We start from the raw sequence: 17,288 nt of genomic DNA, 5'->3' as shown, positions 1-17,288 counted from the left end.
TGATGCTGCTTGTTACGTTTGGTATCGCTTTTTACGTTGAACGTCGCCATTCAGACCGCAGCTTTGCATTTAAGCTGACGTTCACTTGATCTGGTTTCGGGCTTTGTACCTAATCGCCCTAGCATCATAGAGCGTAAATGAGTAAAATCTCGCTAGGTTTAATATTTAGGTAAGTATCATGAGCGATTTTGAAAAAGAACTAGAGCAGATGACTCAAGAGATGGGCGATGAGCCTGAAGTGAAACTTCCATCACTTGAAGAGCAAAAAGCGATCGTTGCTGAATTTAAGCGACTAGAAGCGGAAGGCAAACTGACACCTGAAGTGTTAGAACAGCATTTTGGCCAGTTCAATAAAATAAGTGATACGCCAATTCACTAAGTTATTTACTACGATTGGTATTAAAGTTGAGCAAGCCTATATCTTTATCGTTTAGATAGGATGGCTTTTAGCTCAAACAGATAAAGGTCTAGCATTCGCTAGGCCTTTTTTGTTTTGATACTGAACAGACAACAGACAACAGACAACAGACAACAGACAACAGACAACAGACAAAGCGCGATCTATTTAGTGAAAGTAAAACTGGTTGTCTTAAACGGAAAATCCCCCTTACAAGGTAAGAGGGATTCGATATGGGCAAGTTATATCCTAAAAAGACGAACCGATTAGTCGGTGCCGTACTCTTTGTACAAGCGACGACATGCTCGACCATCGCTATGGAACAAGTGACAACGGTGTGCAGGAATACCAATCGCTAGCTTGTCTCCAGACTCAATCGTCAACGTGTCTGGCTGGCGATAGATAACGTCAGCATCGGCACTGTCGAGGTTTAGGTAAACTTGTGTTTCGTTACCGAGCTTCTCGACCATCAACACATCAGCTTCAATCGTCGCATCACCTGTTTCAGCAGACAACAAGTGCTCAGGACGAACACCTAGAGACATACGGTCACCAGCGTTGACAGTCGTGCCGTCAACAGGGATCCAGAAAGTCATGCCGTTTGAAAGTTGTACCAATACGCGTTCTGCTTCAGCTTGTTCGATGTGAACCGACATAAAGTTCATTTTTGGTGAGCCAATAAAGCCAGCAACGAAACGGTTTTGAGGATAGTGGTAAAGATCAAGAGGTTTACCCACTTGAGAAACAAAACCGCCATCAAGCACAACGATTTTATCCGCCATTGTCATCGCTTCAACTTGGTCGTGTGTTACATAAATCATGGTACAGCCCAGTTGACGCTGTAGCTTGGTGATTTGTGAACGCATTTGAACACGCAGTGCTGCATCCAGGTTAGACAGAGGCTCATCAAGTAGGAATACGTTTGGTTGAGAAACCAGAGTACGACCAATCGCAACACGTTGACGTTGACCACCAGACAATGCTTTAGGTTGACGTTCAAGAAGGTGACCAAGCTGAAGGATTTCTGCAGCATGTTCAACACGCTTGTCAATTTCAGCTTTATCGGCGTTTGCCAGTTTAAGACCAAAAGACATGTTGTCGTAGAGATTTAGGTGAGGGTAGAGCGCGTAAGATTGGAATACCATACCTACACCACGTTTTGATGGCTCAACATCGTTCATGCGTTGATCACCAATGTACAAATCACCAGACGTAATATCTTCTAGACCTGCGATACAGCGTAATAGCGTCGATTTACCACAACCTGATGGTCCAACGAATACTACGAATTCACCTTCGTTGATGTCTAAGGTTACGTCCTTAGAAATCTGTACATCACCATATGATTTATAAACGTTTTTTAACGTGACACTCGCCATCTAGCTTGTCCTCGATCGATCAAATTTTAAGTTTTACTGCTTATCATTATAAGGAATTTTTGGGTCAGCAGTAACTGTAGGAATTGGTAAGTATTGAGTGAGTAAGAAAAAAGTGGGTGGGACTTGAATTCTTTAACCAAGCCCACCCGTCATAGCCAAACTGGTGCCTATTTCCCCCACATCCAGCTAAATCTCCCCCGTGATTCAATCACAGATTTAGCTCGATGCTTAATAAAGACAACAGCGGGCAGTGAAGCCAACTAAATGAACAATGCGTCAACGCATAACATTCGCTGGTAAAGGGTTCTTACTATCCACTCTTGGATGAATGCAGTTTCGGTGAATTCGCGTAATGGTACATCCTCCCAATAGAAAATTAACTAGGGGGAGTAGGAGGGGAGGAGTAGATAAAGGGGGTTATCTATAACTGGCGATCCAGTTCAAATAAATCCACCGCATAACGGTGATGTGGATCACGATGAGTATCTACTTTGTGACTTCGCTCGCCAATCTTACCGGATGACGATCACGAAATTAGGCCATAATAGCTAGGGCGTAGTGGCTAGGATGATGAGCTGTCATTGATTTTCTCAGATCATAGCCTCCGAAAACTGGCTCGTCTTAATTGAATGCGCCCTACGTATAAATATAAAAAGGATATTGACATGAAAAACGCTCTAAGCGCTGTAGCTCTAGGCACAATCGTTGCTCTGGGTTCTTTTGGTGCAAACGCTGCTATCGAAGAAGGTCAACTAACTATTTGGGTTGGTGGCGACAAAGCTTATGAAGGAATGGCTGAAGTAGGTAAACGCTTTGAAGAAGATACTGGTGTTAAAGTAACCGTCGCTTTCCCTGACAAACTAGAAGAGAAATTCTCTCAGGTTGCAGCAGCTGGCGATGGCCCAGACATGATTTTCTACGCACACGACCGTTTTGGTGGTTTTGCAGAAGCAGGTCTTCTTGTTGATATCAAACCTTCTAAGGAAACTAAAGAAGGTATCGTAGACTTCGCATGGGATGCTGTTTCTTACGACGGTAAAACAATCGCTTACCCAGTTGCAGTTGAGTCAGTTTCTCTTATCTACAACAAAGCACTTGTTCCTAATCCACCTAAGTCTTGGGAAGAGATCCCTGCACTAAACGCTAAGCTTCAAAAAGATGGCAAGAAAGCAATCATGTGGCCTCTACGTGGTGGCGCTTACTTCACATGGCCTCTACTTGCAGCTGACGGCGGTTACGCGTTCAAGCAAACAGCGGAAGGTTACGACATTAAAGATGCAGGCGTAGCGACTGACGGTGTTCAGAAGTCTCTAGGTTTCATTGAGAAGATGGTAAAAGACAAAGTTATTTCTGCGGATATGGATTACTCAGTTGCTGAGTCTGAATTCGTAGCGGGTAACGTTGCAATGACAATTAACGGTCCTTGGGGCTGGGCAAACATCGAGAAAGCTGGCGTAGATTACGGCGTAGCAACATTGCCTAAGTTCAACGGTAAAGCGTCTAAGCCATTCGTTGGTGTATGGGCTGGTGGTATCAGCACCGCTTCTCCAAACCGTGATCTAGCCGTTGAGTTTATGGAAAACTACCTACTAACTGATGAAGGTATGAAGAGCTTGAACGACGACAAGCCACTAGGCGCTGTTGCTCTTAACTCTTTCCAACGTCAACTAGACAGCGACACTCGTATTGCAGCAACAATGGATAACGCGATGAACGGCGAAATCATGCCTAACATCCCTCAGTTCACAACATTCTGGTACAGCATGGAAGAAGCTATTGGCAACGTAGTTGATAGCCGTCAATCAGTAGAGCAAGCACTAAAAGGTGCTGAAGCTCGAATGACTAAGTAACAACCAAGCACTACCTTTTAAGGAGGGGGCAACCTCTCCTTACTTTTCTATTTTTATATCTCGTTAGCAGGTTCCTCTATGCAGTCAGTTCAAGGTTCAGATGCGATCCCGGCACCATCAAGCCTTCCAGGCAGTAAAAGCGTCTTCATCAAATGGGGGTTGCTTGGTAGTGTTGGCTTAATTAATGGCTACGCTACAATTTTAATGTATTCTCGCGGTGAGCTCGCATTTGCGCTGCTTACTGTGATTTTAACGGCTTTGGCTCTTTACATTTTTGGTAGTAAGAAAACTTACGCCCACCGTTATATTTACCCCGGTATTGCCGGAATGATCTTATTCATTCTTTTCCCACTGGCATATACCGTAGGGCTTGCGTTTACTAACTACAGCGCAAAAAACCAGCTCTCTCTAGAGCGTACTCAAACCGTTCTTTTAGACCGTTCATTCCAAAGCGGTGAAAGCTACCCATTCACTTTGTACAAAACAGATAACGGTCACCAGATCGTTGTGAAAGATGGCGACCAGCTGTTAGCAACTGATGTATTTTCTCTGGAAGGCATGACATCAACAGAGATGGACCTATCTGCAATTGACTCTGTACAAGGTGAAAAAGAGAAGATCAAAGCGATCATCCAAAATCGCTCTGTGATCAGTGGTGTCGATTTCCATCTGCCAAATGGTGATGACATCCGCATGAGCGGCTTACGTAAATTTGCTGCCGTTGCACCGCTTTACACTCTTCAAGATGACGGGGAAACGTTATACAACAATGAATCTGGTGAAATATTGAAACCAAACATGGAAGTGGGTTTCTACCAACCGGTTGACGAGAAAGGTGAGTTTATCGGTAACACCATTTCTCCAGGATTTGTTGTAGACATTGGTACAGCCAACTTTGAACGTGTTTGGAAAGATGACGGCATCAAAGAACCGTTTATCAGTATCTTTATTTGGACGGTTGTATTCTCCATTTGTACGGTAGCCTTCACACTTGCAATTGGTTTGGTTCTGGCAAACGTTGTGCAGTGGGAAGAGCTGAAAGGCCGTGCTGTGTATCGTGTTCTACTAATTTTGCCTTACGCCGTACCAGCATTTATCTCGATTCTTATCTTTAAGGGCCTATTCAACCAGAGCTTTGGTGAGATTAACATGGTGCTTGAGAGTATCTTTGGTTTAAGCCCAAACTGGTTCTCCGACCCGATCTTAGCGAAAACCATGGTGTTGATTGTTAACACTTGGCTAGGCTTCCCTTACATGATGATTCTATGTATGGGTCTACTAAAAGCGATTCCTGAAGATTTGTACGAAGCGTCAGCAATCGATGGTGCTAACTTCCTTGATAACTTCAAGCGAATCACTTTTCCATTGATGATAAAACCGTTAACACCGCTATTGATTGCAGCGTTTGCCTTTAACTTCAATAACTTTGTCATGATTCAACTATTGACGAACGGTGGCCCGAACATGATTGGTACTTCTGAGCCAGCGGGTTACACAGACTTGCTTGTAAGCTACACGTACCGAATTGCATTCGAAGGCGGTGGCGGTCAAGACTTTGGTCTAGCAAGTGCAATCGCAACGCTTATCTTCCTATTGGTTGGTGCCCTAGCGTTACTAAACCTTCGTTTCACTAAATTGACTCAAGATTAAGGAGCACGACAATGGCTATGGTACAAGGTAAGAGCCTTAAATACCGAGTATGGGCAACGCATATTGCGCTGTGGTGCTTCTTAGCGCTAATTATTTTCCCACTACTGATGATTATTGCTATCTCATTCCGCGAAGGTAACTTTGCAACCGGTAGCTTGATTCCAGATAACCCATCTTTGGAACACTGGAAATTGGCTCTGGGTATGTCAGTGACGAATGCTGATGGCTCAGTTACTCCGCCTCCATTCCCAGTACTGACTTGGCTGTGGAACTCGATAAAAGTAGCGGGTATTACGTCAATTCTTATTGTGACACTGTCGACAACATCGGCTTACGCATTTGCTCGTATGCGCTTTAAAGGTAAAGAAACTATCCTGAAAGCGATGATGATTTTTCAAATGTTCCCTGCGGTATTGGCTCTAGTGGCTATCTACGCACTGTTCGACAAATTAGGGCAATACATCCCATTCTTAGGCTTGAATACGCATGGCGGTCTGATCTTCTCGTACTTGGGCGGTATTGCATTACACGTTTGGACGATTAAGGGCTACTTTGAGACGATTGATAACTCTTTGGAAGAAGCTGCAGCATTAGATGGCGCAACACCTTGGCAAGCGTTCAGATTGGTTCTATTACCACTGTCAGTACCAATCCTAGCGGTTGTATTCATTTTATCTTTCATTGGTGTTGTTGGTGAGGTACCAGTTGCTTCCATCCTATTATCGGACGTGAACTCTTACACGCTAGCGGTAGGTATGCAGCAGTACCTATATCCTCAGAATTACTTATGGGGTGACTTTGCGGCAGCGGCGGTACTTTCTGCACTTCCGATTACTATCGTGTTCTTACTGGCTCAGCGTTGGTTAGTTGGCGGTTTGACGTCGGGTGGTGTAAAAGGATAAGCTGTCCTTATAAGAAAGACAAAAGAGCGACCGTTAGGTCGCTCTATATTGGCATTTTTATTACATCATTTGGTTTGGCCGCCGATCAGTAATAAAAATAACCCTCAGGTTACGCATAGCTGGCTACTAATCAGGTTCCTTACGCTATTAATGATTAGTGGTTTTTGTAACTCTAACCCAGGTACTTACTTGGGTTTTTTTATGCCCGCTACTTTTATCTCTATCTCTATCTCTATCTCAGTCTTTTTGGTTTCTTTCAGTCATTAAATACTGAAGCACCTCTTTCCTGGATTTTTCCGGTTTCATCTCTCTAATTGAAGACATCAACGAGTCTCACAAATCAGACACTCAGTATAGGGGGCCGCAGCTCTATTGATATATGAGTAATATCTCCATGCGTGATACTTCAATAATTTGGATGCAACGGATCGGTCGATTACACAGAAAGTGCCTACAAAGGCAGACTCGTGTTAATGTTTTGTGGTGGCTATTCTCAGTAGTTATTGATTTGGTGGTAAATATTCCTGAAAGAAAAAAAGAAAAAAAGAAAAAAAGAAAAGGAAGAGGTGATGTGAAACTAGAACTCTTTGCTAGAAGGTGCGCAACCTAAATGCTGAAGTAAAACATAGATGCTGTCTTGATAAAGCGCTACGCGACGAAACAGATCCGCAAACGTCTGATCACCGCCAAAACAAGCTTGGATATAGTGGTTAATTTCATTAGTGTCGTAGCCTTCGACGTACAAACTTCTAACCCATTGATACTCAACTGCCTTCAAGTTCGTCAGTGTAGATTCGCAAAGGGTGGGAAATGTCGTGCTCAAAAGTGGCTCCAAGAAATTTAAATACATCCATTATGATTGGCGGTATTTAAACAGAGCAAAATGACGACTTTATTACAGTCAAAATAAATCCCTGACCAAGTATCGGATCATTTTAACTTTTGACTGGGTATCACGCGTTATAGTCAGCATTAGGTGTGTAATGGTTTTACTTGCGTATAGAGAGGGAATTAGCTAAGAAAATGCCAAGCAAGTACTGCCTGGCATCGTAATAAGGTTTTGTAGAGTATATCTGCTAGCTGCGCCTATTTAAGATACTTTACGTGTGCTTCCATCTCTTCACCGATCTGTTTTCGCATGTTCATTAGGCGAATAGCAGAATCTCTTAATTCGATGTCTTCTGATGTTTCTGGTACCCATTCTGGCACTTTAGTCGGGTTACCATTTTCATCAACAGCGACCATAATCACGATACAGTGAGTCGTTAGGCGGTTGTTGAGTTCTTTTGGGTCGCTGGCTTGAACATCGATAGCGATGTGCATAGAAGATGAACCTGTATAAATGACCTTCGCACTTACTTCAACAAGGTTACCCACATGGATTGGAGCAACGAATCGAATACCACCAGCGTAAGCGGTAATACAGTACTTACCACTCCATCCAGCAGAACAAGCGTAAGCCGCTAAATCGACCCATTTCATTACGGCACCACCATGAACTTTACCACCAAAGTTCACATCCCCGGGTTCAGCTAAAAAACGCAGAGTAACGTCTCGTTTACCATCTTGTCGGCTATTGTGACTGCTCATCTATCTTCCTTCATTATTATTGTTCTGAATAACATGCTCGTTACTTGCTAATAACAATATACTTAAGATGACATAAATTAAAGCGGATAATCTCACGAACAAGACTATTTTTTCAAACAGATGGCGAGCTGATGACTGTTGATGTTTAAAGGAGGTGGACGTGACGCTCCAACAGAGGAGTACTCTATCGAGCAAGTTGGCTGAAGGGTGGATTGCAAAAAAAACACCTAGCGGAATGCTAGGTGTTTCTAAGCCGTGTGGTACTCATATCGGTACCTTTTTGAGTTAGCCAACTAACCGTCGCTTATCTGGTTTAGTTAAAGTGATGGTATCTTAATTAATCCCAAAACGATAGTTAGAGTTGTTTTCTTATCAGCTCACTTTCTGTTCGGAAAGTATAGAACCTTCGCGTAGATATTTCCTTTCTTATTATTGCTATAAAACTCTTTTAATGCATTTTGCAGTAATAATCTGTATTTGTCGGGAAATTGAGGTGTTAAAACTAAATTGGTATCAATTTTAAAGTATTCACTTTTGTATAAACCAAAGTAACTAGACGGTTCTTTCGTTGTTGTAACTTTTCTAAATGGCTCATGGTGACCTGGGTTACATGAGCCGTGTGACCATAGGAGAGCGGTTTGAGCAACAGTTACCTGCTTTCTGGAGAGTTATTCTAACGCTTTGAACACTTAAACCGTACTTAGTGCATTAAATGGAAGTTGGCGAGATATTGCAATAGCAAACACCATTATTAAGCGTACTTAAAAGCTTCATGAACGAAAAATAAAATCAGAGAGCATGAATCGAGAAATCGACAATAAACAACAGTACCTTCTAACGAGGCAGGTACTGAGTGGAAAATGGAATGGGGCATTGTCGCAGGTTAAGCGGGGCTAGTTTTGTTGAGGCAAGGGATCCTCAAGCCTTGGCCTTCTTTTGATTTGAGCAAGGATGACACCGGAAATTACCATCACACCACCAATAATGTGGAACTGGTTAATCTTTTCGCCCAGCCAGGTGGAAGCTAATACAATCGCGATAACTGGCATCAGATTCATGAACATCGCGCTTGAATCCGCGCCTATGGTGTCAATCGCCTTCACCCACATCCAAGGCGCTAAAATTGAAGCGGCCACCGCGGCGTAAGCTATCAATGGGATCGCTTGTTGCGGTGGTAAAAGCTGTTCGCTGGTAAGCCAAAGTGGCGTAAGCATCGCGACAGCAAACAGACCCTGAATGTAAATCACCACCCAGCTACTGATTGGCATTTTCCAGCGTTTCAATAACACACAGTAAGACGCATAAACAAAGGCCGCAATTAACATATAGCCATCGCCTTGAGTCAATTCTTGATGCATGAAGAATAACGGGTCGCCTTTACCTAACATCAGAGCTAAGCCTGACAGTGACAACACACCGCCAACAATACTCAAACTAGAAATCGACTTGTGCAACAGAGGGACGCTTAAAAACACACTGATCAACGGGACTAGAGACGTGATCAATGCCATGTTGGAAGCGGTTGTGGTTAAGCCTGCGTAGTAACCTAGAGATTGGTTCAACACCATGCCCAAAAAGCCGAGGAACGCTAATTTCGATAGGTTTGGCTTAATGACAGCCCACTGCTTCATCACCGGGCGAATACAGAAAGGCGTGAGAATTAACATCGCAAAAAACCAGCGGTAAAAACTCATCGCGCTAGGTTCTATGGTGCTTGCAGCAAGCTTGTTGACGATTGCATTGGCGCCCCAGATACAGACTGTAAAAAATGGTAAGAGATAATGCATGTGAATTCCATGGCGAATGAGTTGATGCGGCTAGTTTGACAGGTCGTTATACTTACAAGTATCTTTAGAAAGACATCAGGCGCGATAGGAAGACAAGTTTGAAAAAACACTCCAGAAACCTTCATCCATCCTTATCAATTGATAAGGCACCATCCAACGTATTTATGAATTTTGAAGCGTTTCTTTCGAACACTGAAACCCGAGTTCATAGCCACTCATGGGGACAGGTTCAATTGATCAGTGGCGGTATATTAGAGATGGAAGCGGAAAGCACCCGATTTCTAGCACCACCGCATTTGGCGATTTGGGTACCGGCCGGGGTGATGCATTGCAGTTATAACCGTAAGCCTTTGGACTACTGTTCGCTAAATATCGCCCCAGAACTCACGCAACACCTGCCAGATAAAACCAGCCTTATAAAGATCACGCCGATTGTGTCTTCTATCATCGATGATTTTCGCGATCGTGGAATCAATGTTGCGGAAAGCGAACAAGATCAAAGGCTTGTCCAGGTACTGCTTGACCAACTTGCGCAACGTGAGGTTGAACACCACTTTTTACCTTCGACCGACAATAAGTACCTCGCGCCTATATTAGCTTCTGTTGAAGAGAACCCAACCGACGAAGTGACGCTGAAAGATTGGGCTGAACGTGTCCACACTACGGAAAGAACCCTTTCTCGCCACTGCCAGACGGAGCTTGGAATGAGCTTTACAGAGTGGCGACTACGAGTGCGCTACCTGTACTCAATGGACTTGTTAAGAAACGGCCAATCGGTCAAAGAGGTCGCTCTTACATTGGGTTATAACCAAGCAAGCCCATTTATCACCATGTTCAAACGTTACGCGAACCAAACGCCAGAACAGTATAAGAACCGATTGTTGTGATTGGTTTCTTTTGTCAAGCGTGTCAATAATCGCTTACTTTCCATTTTTATATTTAACTTTTTGTTATTAAAAGATTAAATTTGGTCTTGATAGCGGGCGTACACGTATGTTTCGTCAATGGTTTGAATTTGGTTATATAAGCATTTAGTTTTTTTATCGTATTTGAGTGATCATTTATACAATCACTTGCTCAAAATGCCGAGGAAAAATTTGAAGTTTATTATCCCAACGATATCAGTATTAGCTGTAACACTTTCTGCATGCGGTGGTGGTAGCGATGGTGCTGCTCCACCACCTAAAAAGACTAAAACCGTAGTTCCTCAAATGTCTATGACTCCGGCATCAGGAAGTGTTGCAGACCCAAAAGATGACGTTGCAAAAAACTCTTATAGCAGTCCTGTCATGTATTCAGCTAATGCTATAGGTAGCACTGATCTCAAAGAGTGTATCAAGTCTCTAAACCTATTTAATATTTATAGTATTGGTTGGGACGATGAATTTAATGAAGAGCTATCATCTAAGCAGCAAAAAGATCTTAAAGATTTCTATGGTGTTTATGGCGCAAACGGAATTGTCGATTACTCTGCTCACACTACCGAAGCTATCGAAGCTAAAGATTGGATCAGTTATTTCTACTATGATGCAAATTTTCAAGATTGCGAAGCGCGTCGTTACAAGTCATATGCCAAGGTCAATAAAGTAGGCCAAGACATTACCGAGCTTAGTTACAAGTACAGTGTAGATGCCGATGCTACGACAAACACACCTCAACAAGATATAAGTAACTATACTGCTTGGCAAAGTGACGCTGCGAAAAACACAGTGGTTGGTTTAGTGACGAACATTACAACAGGTAGTATTCAACACAAGCAGCAACTGAAAAGCTTCACATCCGACAGTGGGCGCTTTGTTGATAACGTCAATTTCAGCAAGATGTTTAGAAATAGCTATTTCTTTGAGTCTTATGACAATGGCGAAGTTGAGTTCCAAGTTGTTGGCGGTAAGGTGATTGATAGATATGCAAAATTAAACCAGTCAGCCCCAGATACATACTATGCAGTTAACTTGATCTCGGCATACTTCCCAGGTGTTGGAACAAGAATTAATTGGTGTGTACGAGGGAGCCAGTTCGTACTAAACAAAGAGACGCCTATCAGCGAAGCACAATACAGCAGCATTATTGAAAATGGTGATTTGGGAGCTGCTTACTGTGACCCATTTGATGCGAATATCAGCCAAGTTCGTTACTACGATACAAAAGGAAGTATAGTCTCAGACAGCTCCGCAATTGCGCTTGAGTTAAACAATAAGTTGGCACAAGGCACTATTGTTAAAGACAAGTTGGATCAACGAGTAGCAAATAAGAAGTTGTACTTAGGAAAAACACACAGTGAATATTTCCAAGATACTTCTTTGGCGAATCAAGTTGATCAAATCAAAGCCGATTTGACTAAATAGCGTTTTGACGAGCGTTATGAAGGTATGCCTCCATAATCTCTAATCGTAAATTGCCATCCTCGTGATGGCTTTTTCATATCACTAGTGGGTTGGCAAGCAGTCGCGTGGCAAGACCTTCGAAATCTTAAATATTTGTTTGCGCTTATATCCAATCATGGGCTACCGCCATTAACGAAACAAAACTGGTCAGTACATTCGAGAGGATGGTAACCACATGAATGAGATGCACTAATTTCTTCCCTTTAAAGGCTTTAAATGAGTAGATTGTTGAAAGCAAAGATAGGACAAAAAACAGACCAATAGGCCAATACCAATAATACAGGGGGTCAAACTGAGTAAATTCGCATGCAACAACAGCATAAAAAAATCCAACTAAGGATAATAGGCCGTGAGCAGATTGAGCAATCGACTTGGAATTTAAGTAGTAGAGATAAGAAACCATGGGGTAGAAGGCTAATAAAACCCAAACTTGGCTAATCACAGTCAGTTGGTAGTCACTCATAATTCTCTCGAACACCTAATGCCTTGTCAATTTGTGGAAACTATACGACGAAGCTATATACGTAAACGTTATATACGCAAAAAAATATGCGAGTACTCTAACCAAAAAAACTAATCATTACAAAGTGCTATTGGAGTCCGTTGAATCGATTGATAAGTAGTTTAATAATGAATAAGGCTATAAGTATTTACCTGCATTTTCATAAGCTTCGATTTCTATCGGTGCTTCAACGTAACCAAAGATGGCTAGTTGCAATAAATACTTTTTAGTAAATGCTTCAAGCCCCAAATCTTCGACTTGTTTTACATGAATCAATTCATGAGAAAGTAGTAATTTGTCACCTTTTGCTTTGTTAGCGATCCAAATGCCATAACCAAATGTTGAACCCGTAAAGTAAGGAGAGTCAAGCCCCAAACGTTGCATTTGAAATAGCAACGATTCATTTTCAGGCAAAGGAATTGAATCGGCATAATGTACGCGGATTTTTTCAGGATATTTGATGCCAATCTTATGTGCAATTTCAACGTATTGAGGTAGTAAAGGGATACCTTGGGTTAGTGCTATTTGTTCATTTTTTCTTACATACTTAATAGACAGTGGGAAGTATGCTTCTAGTTGCTCTAATAGATGGCTAGGAGGGTTAGCATAGACGTCGTTTTTATCTTCACATCCTAGAATTGAAATAACTAAGATCAAAAGAGTGATAAATTTAAGTGATGCTTTCATTTGTTGCGAACTCCTTTTTATCGTTATTTGTCTTGTAAGAAAAGTAAGTGTCCATTAGCACAATAACAATATTCTCGAAATATATGACTTTGCCTTAGCGAAGGTTCTTAGGGTATTACTCTTTAAACATCGTTGTATTTGAAATAGGGGTTGTATTGCGATGGGTTTCACGTTTTCCCTCGACAAAACAATGAATTAAGTCGAGATCTACAAAGTTATATCCACGGTAGTAAAATTTTCGGTATAGCAAAAGCTTTGGATCGTAATGGTGTTCGTGCCGGTATGCTTAGTACCCAGTCAACTCCATATAGCCCGTACCAGAGTGTGTTCCTTCAATAACGATTGGCCCTTCCCAATAGGGTACAGACAGTGGCACTTTTGCTTCTGGATTGAGTGCCGAGACGGTCAGTTCGATTTGTTGAGTTGGAATCGAAACTTGCCATTCTGTTGGATAATCGCGTCCGTCGATTTCTGTTTGCTTGATAGCGGTTAAGCGGATGTCTTGCTGCTTAATCGCGATGCCAGAGCCATTTTGTTTCATCAGCCTTGCATGGGAATAACTGGCTTTGCCTGTTGTTGAGTTTCGAAGTTGAAATACCACCAAGCTGGTTTCATCACTCAGCCTTAGCGCAAACCAATCCCAACCTTGTTGCGAGTCGAGTAAAAACTGAGAGCTCCATTCTCTGTCTATCCAACCTTTGCCAGAAACCAGATGGGTTACTCCATCAATAGTTACCTCGCCCGATACATTAATGAATGGTTGGCTGTAGTAATAGGAAGCCACTTTGCCATCGCTACTTTTAGTGCTGTAGCCTTGTTCGCCTTGCTTTTGATAAGGCGCGTTGCTGGTTAACTTAAGCGAGTAGCCAAACTGATCTGAATTAGCGTTCAAGGTTGCGGGGAATAGATCATCGCTTGAAGAGTTCCATTGCCAGTCATCAAGATAGACACGAAATGGGGAAGTGCTGACACCCGCCAGTTCAGCTTGGTCACGTGACCACTTTTCATCGGCGTAGTGCTTATCTTTAGTGGTGACGGCGCTGTGTGCCATGTAAATTTGCTGACTTTGCCACGTAGTTTCCTTAGTGCTATTGCCACTTTCCAGCGGTGCAGCCGCGAAGCGGAATTGTGTCCACTGCACGCCTAACGCATTGCCGTCTTCATCAATTAAGTTTGCGGTTAAGTACCACCATTCATGACGAAAATTAGGGTGTGCTTGATGGTCGGCAGGGAAGGTGATCTCGATACCTTTTACTACCGGAGAAAATTGCGCTTGATCGATTGCCGTTTCATTCTCGGTTTGTGTTTCTGCGCCAAGTATCGAACCCATATTTTGAGCTGATGGTTGAGTGGACTCGTCGCACCCTAAAAGGAGCAAGATGCCAAGTGTGAGAACGAAAACGCTTATTGCTCGATTCATCACAACACCTCACTTTGCAAACTGGATACCACGGGTTTACTGACCAAACGCCACAGTGGAATCAAGGTCGCAAACACAGCCACAAGAATGGTGATGGCTGCGATGCTGAGTGCGTCACTCCAATTCCATACGTAATTTAAGCTCCAACCAAAGGCGCGCAGGGTGACGATGTCCGTCAATACATAACCGACCATAGCGCCGAGTGGTAAAGCGATAACCAGAGTGAAGGCGACCAGAACTACGATTTGCCCGACCACCATCGCCATCAATTTTCGCTGACTAACACCGAGCGCGTACAACCTTGCAATAGCGGCTTTGCGAGCATCGAGCAACATGAAACAGGCGCAGAACAAGCCAATCACCGCCACCATTAAAGTGACGCCATTAAGCGCCCGAGTGATAGCAAAGGTTTGTGAGAAGATATCTAAAGCGATCGATTTGATCTGTGCTTGATCGTAAAGCTGGCTAGGGTGCAAATTGAGTTGTTGGCGTAGCTGTTCGTACACCACTTGTGGGTCGCCAGAGACTTTGATTCCCAAGCTGGTGGGTAAGCCAGTAAATCCGTTTTCGAACCAAAAATTAGGTGCAAGTAACACTTCGCCATTCGGTGAGCCGTAATCGTGGAAAATCGCCCCGACGATGAGTGTTTTGTCTTGGATCGCGTCGATCTTGAGTTGGCTTCCAAGGGACAAGCCGAGCTTCACCGCAGTGGGTTCGCTGATCGCCACTAATTCACCTTGGTAAAAGCGTGACCAGAAGTCATCAACGTGAGATTGGAACACCATGGTTTGCTCAAGTGTGTCTTTGTCTTTGGTGCCGAGCAAAGTGGGTAATCCCTGCAAGTTATCATCGACGTAGTATTGCTTATAGACGGTTTCAACGTTCTCAAACTGTTCTAACGCACGCTCCACATTGGCGATTTCACCTTGGGCTGGGCTAACGTAAATATCGGCATGTAAGCGCTGTTCAAGCCATTGCTTTAAAGTGGATTCAAAGCTGCCGACTAAGGTATTCATTCCCATGTTAGCGGTAACCGCTAGAAGCAGCGCCATCATGGCAAGGGATAGGGGAGATATTAGCTCTCTCAGTTCAGCAAAAAGATATTGTATTAACCCTGACTTAGTGCGCTGTACGCTCCAATTTGCTAACACGCTGAGTGTTTTGGGTAGATATAAAGGAATCGATACCACTAACACTCCAAGCCACGCCATGGTGAAGCGATGATGTTCGCTAAGCCATAACCCTGCTAACGCGATAACTGTCAGCACCAAACCGATAGTAAACAACTGGTTTTCGTTTGAAGCCTCTGGCGCTTGGTAAAAGCCGCCGTGGGAAGAGAGTGGTTGTCGAATACGCTGCTTAAAGTGTTGCCAACATGCAACTAACGTAGCCGCTAACGTAAGTAATAAAGCTTGTACCAGCCATTGCCACTGCCATGTGCCGGGAAGCAGTGTTGCACCATAAAGTTGCTCAAGCGTTATCGCGACGGTGGGATGCAGCCAATGGCTGAGTTGAATGCCGAGAATGAAACCAAGTGATGCGCCTAGTGTGACTAAAACCGTGAGCTCGATTAGCAGAGCAGAAAACACGATGCTTGGCGCAACTCCAGCTTGTTGAATTTGTACCAACAGCCGATTACGCTTGAGCAAGCTGTATTTTACGCCGTTGTAAGCGATGAACAAACCAACCAAAAACGCCAACAAACTCATGGCGGTAAGATTGAGGTGAAAACTATCGGTAATTGAACCGAGATCCGTACTTTGGTTGTTGGAAATCCATTGCCCCTGTTTGTCGATAAGGCTTTGCCACTTATCCTGAGTATTGCTGTTAGTGTCGCTCTTAGTGTCAAAAATAGCGATATAGCTCAGTTGCCCTTGCTTGTTCAGCAGTTGCTGAGCGAACCCAATGTCCATCAACATTCGGCTACCGAGCTGCCATTCATCTGGTAGTACCACAACCTTGGTGAGTACTTCATCCAAAGTGAGCGTGTCCACTTCGTCCAAACTCTGGTGCTGAGATTGGCTCATCATCACAATGGGTTCACCCGCTAAGAGTTGCGGCAAAGGTAAGGCCTTGTCGAACAGGGAAATGTTTGGCTCTTTGGTTTGAGTGTTGCTTTGTTCGTCGACACGAGCGTGACGAGATCTTGAAGTGAGGGCGGCGATCAACTCACTGCCTTGAACTGACCAGCGTCGGCCTTGTTCGTCTCTGATTCGCCCTTCAATCACGGGCAGCGCTGCGCTTAATCCACTTTGTCTTAAGGTGAAGTAGAGCGATTCCGGCAAATAGTTTTGCCCTGCTGGTGGAATGATAAGGTTCTGCGCTTGGGCGCTAAGTTGCTCGGTCGATTCTGCATAACTGCGCTTGGCATTGAGGTTGATGGCTTGCACCGCGACAAACAAGGTGACCGCCAGCACAATGCCGATCAGAATCGCTGCGGCTTGCAGTGGCGACTGGCGGTAGTGTGCCGCGAATAGATTCAGAGTCAGTTTGGTATGGGTGAGCTGGTTCTGTGCGAAGCCAGTTTGTTTCATTGGATTACTCACAACGTTGCTACTCTTTGGGTTAGCTCCGCGTTCCTTAAACAACCATCATCTAACACCAATTTTGTCTGCATAAAGCTGGCACATTCTGGGCTGTGCGTAACCAAAAGTACGGCAGTGTTGCCTTGTGTGGTGATTTCACTCAGCAACTTCATCACCTCAATGCCTGCCTTGTGGTCGAGGTTGCCTGTGGGTTC

The 17,288-nt window shown here is 43.7% G+C and carries 14 protein-coding genes and 1 pseudogene; 6 read left to right on the top strand and 9 right to left on the bottom strand.

The window, feature by feature from the left end; translation table 11 throughout:
* The first annotated feature begins 178 nt into the window (after window positions 1-178).
* Window positions 179-379, top strand: a complete 201-nt coding sequence (locus AB4232_RS16435; protein WP_135382355.1) for a restriction endonuclease subunit S — start codon at window positions 179-181, stop codon at window positions 377-379.
* A 284-nt stretch (window positions 380-663) separates the two neighbouring features.
* Here AB4232_RS16435 and malK read toward each other — a convergent pair whose 3' ends face one another.
* Window positions 664-1,776, bottom strand: a complete 1,113-nt coding sequence (malK, locus tag AB4232_RS16430) for a maltose/maltodextrin ABC transporter ATP-binding protein MalK (protein ID WP_009845809.1) — start codon at window positions 1,774-1,776, stop codon at window positions 664-666.
* A 665-nt stretch (window positions 1,777-2,441) separates the two neighbouring features.
* Here malK and malE point away from each other — a divergent pair.
* The 3 genes from malE (at window position 2,442) to malG (ending at window position 6,178) form a co-directional block, all read left to right on the top strand.
* A complete protein-coding gene (gene malE / locus AB4232_RS16425; RefSeq protein ID WP_009845808.1) occupies window positions 2,442-3,626 on the top strand; it encodes a maltose/maltodextrin ABC transporter substrate-binding protein MalE in 1,185 nt (394 codons plus the stop codon).
* Window positions 3,627-3,704: 78 nt separating this feature from the next.
* Window positions 3,705-5,276, top strand: coding sequence for a maltose ABC transporter permease MalF (gene malF, locus AB4232_RS16420; protein WP_009845807.1), 1,572 nt, complete (start codon window positions 3,705-3,707; stop codon window positions 5,274-5,276).
* A gap of 11 nt (window positions 5,277-5,287) precedes the next feature.
* On the top strand, window positions 5,288-6,178 hold the full coding sequence (gene malG, locus AB4232_RS16415) for a maltose ABC transporter permease MalG (protein ID WP_009845806.1): 891 nt from the start codon (window positions 5,288-5,290) through the stop codon (window positions 6,176-6,178).
* A 577-nt stretch (window positions 6,179-6,755) separates the two neighbouring features.
* Here the strand turns inward: malG and AB4232_RS16410 are convergent.
* The 3 genes from AB4232_RS16410 to AB4232_RS16400 form a co-directional block, all read right to left on the bottom strand.
* Entirely contained in the window at window positions 6,756-7,028 is a 273-nt protein-coding gene (locus tag AB4232_RS16410; RefSeq protein WP_012600205.1) for a hypothetical protein, read from the bottom strand.
* Window positions 7,029-7,264: 236 nt separating this feature from the next.
* Complete coding sequence (locus AB4232_RS16405; protein ID WP_012600206.1) at window positions 7,265-7,768, bottom strand: acyl-CoA thioesterase; 504 nt, start codon at window positions 7,766-7,768, stop codon at window positions 7,265-7,267.
* A gap of 893 nt (window positions 7,769-8,661) precedes the next feature.
* The gene (locus AB4232_RS16400) at window positions 8,662-9,555 is read right to left on the bottom strand and encodes a DMT family transporter (protein WP_372087544.1); all 894 of its coding nucleotides are present in this window, start codon (window positions 9,553-9,555) and stop codon (window positions 8,662-8,664) included.
* Window positions 9,556-9,653: 98 nt separating this feature from the next.
* Between AB4232_RS16400 and AB4232_RS16395 the strand changes: the two genes are divergently transcribed.
* Both AB4232_RS16395 and AB4232_RS16390 read left to right on the top strand, forming a co-directional pair.
* Window positions 9,654-10,442: a helix-turn-helix domain-containing protein gene (locus AB4232_RS16395; protein WP_017084827.1), complete on the top strand. Its 789-nt coding sequence runs from the start codon at window positions 9,654-9,656 to the stop codon at window positions 10,440-10,442.
* Between the two features lie 210 nt (window positions 10,443-10,652).
* Window positions 10,653-11,900, top strand: a complete 1,248-nt coding sequence (locus AB4232_RS16390; RefSeq protein WP_372087543.1) for a hypothetical protein — start codon at window positions 10,653-10,655, stop codon at window positions 11,898-11,900.
* A gap of 142 nt (window positions 11,901-12,042) precedes the next feature.
* Here AB4232_RS16390 and AB4232_RS16385 read toward each other — a convergent pair whose 3' ends face one another.
* From AB4232_RS16385 to AB4232_RS16365, 5 genes and pseudogenes are all read right to left on the bottom strand, one after another.
* Entirely contained in the window at window positions 12,043-12,402 is a 360-nt protein-coding gene (locus AB4232_RS16385; RefSeq protein ID WP_372087542.1) for a hypothetical protein, read from the bottom strand.
* A gap of 177 nt (window positions 12,403-12,579) precedes the next feature.
* Window positions 12,580-13,128, bottom strand: coding sequence for a hypothetical protein (locus AB4232_RS16380; protein WP_017096225.1), 549 nt, complete (start codon window positions 13,126-13,128; stop codon window positions 12,580-12,582).
* A 286-nt stretch (window positions 13,129-13,414) separates the two neighbouring features.
* Window positions 13,415-14,548, bottom strand: coding sequence for a lipocalin-like domain-containing protein (locus tag AB4232_RS16375; RefSeq protein ID WP_372087540.1), 1,134 nt, complete (start codon window positions 14,546-14,548; stop codon window positions 13,415-13,417).
* Complete coding sequence (locus AB4232_RS16370) at window positions 14,548-17,082, bottom strand: FtsX-like permease family protein (RefSeq protein WP_372087546.1); 2,535 nt, start codon at window positions 17,080-17,082, stop codon at window positions 14,548-14,550. The genes AB4232_RS16375 and AB4232_RS16370 overlap by 1 nt, the downstream gene beginning before the upstream one ends.
* An 8-nt stretch (window positions 17,083-17,090) precedes the next feature.
* Window positions 17,091-17,288 (bottom strand): annotated as a pseudogene (locus tag AB4232_RS16365) (ABC transporter ATP-binding protein); the annotation flags it as partial.

The sequence above is a fragment of the Vibrio sp. 10N.286.46.A8 genome (assembly GCF_041470165.1).
Taxonomy (GTDB): Bacteria; Pseudomonadota; Gammaproteobacteria; order Enterobacterales; family Vibrionaceae; genus Vibrio; species Vibrio tasmaniensis_A.
This window is presented reverse-complemented; position numbering and strand designations above follow the sequence as displayed.

Bases quoted from the DNA above. Each gene is read 5' to 3' on its own strand.
- AB4232_RS16405 (WP_012600206.1), bottom strand. From the start codon at position 7,768: ATGAGCAGTCACAATAGCCGACAAGATGGTAAACGAGACGTTACTCTG.
- malG (WP_009845806.1), top strand. From the start codon at position 5,288: ATGGCTATGGTACAAGGTAAGAGCCTTAAATACCGAGTATGGGCAACG.
- malE (WP_009845808.1), top strand. From the start codon at position 2,442: ATGAAAAACGCTCTAAGCGCTGTAGCTCTAGGCACAATCGTTGCTCTG.
- AB4232_RS16370 (WP_372087546.1), bottom strand. From the start codon at position 17,082: ATGAAACAAACTGGCTTCGCACAGAACCAGCTCACCCATACCAAACTG.
- AB4232_RS16380 (WP_017096225.1), bottom strand. From the start codon at position 13,128: ATGAAAGCATCACTTAAATTTATCACTCTTTTGATCTTAGTTATTTCA.
- malK (WP_009845809.1), bottom strand. From the start codon at position 1,776: ATGGCGAGTGTCACGTTAAAAAACGTTTATAAATCATATGGTGATGTA.
- AB4232_RS16435 (WP_135382355.1), top strand. From the start codon at position 179: ATGAGCGATTTTGAAAAAGAACTAGAGCAGATGACTCAAGAGATGGGC.
- AB4232_RS16410 (WP_012600205.1), bottom strand. From the start codon at position 7,028: ATGTATTTAAATTTCTTGGAGCCACTTTTGAGCACGACATTTCCCACC.
- AB4232_RS16400 (WP_372087544.1), bottom strand. From the start codon at position 9,555: ATGCATTATCTCTTACCATTTTTTACAGTCTGTATCTGGGGCGCCAAT.
- malF (WP_009845807.1), top strand. From the start codon at position 3,705: ATGCAGTCAGTTCAAGGTTCAGATGCGATCCCGGCACCATCAAGCCTT.
- AB4232_RS16385 (WP_372087542.1), bottom strand. From the start codon at position 12,402: ATGAGTGACTACCAACTGACTGTGATTAGCCAAGTTTGGGTTTTATTA.
- AB4232_RS16375 (WP_372087540.1), bottom strand. From the start codon at position 14,548: ATGAATCGAGCAATAAGCGTTTTCGTTCTCACACTTGGCATCTTGCTC.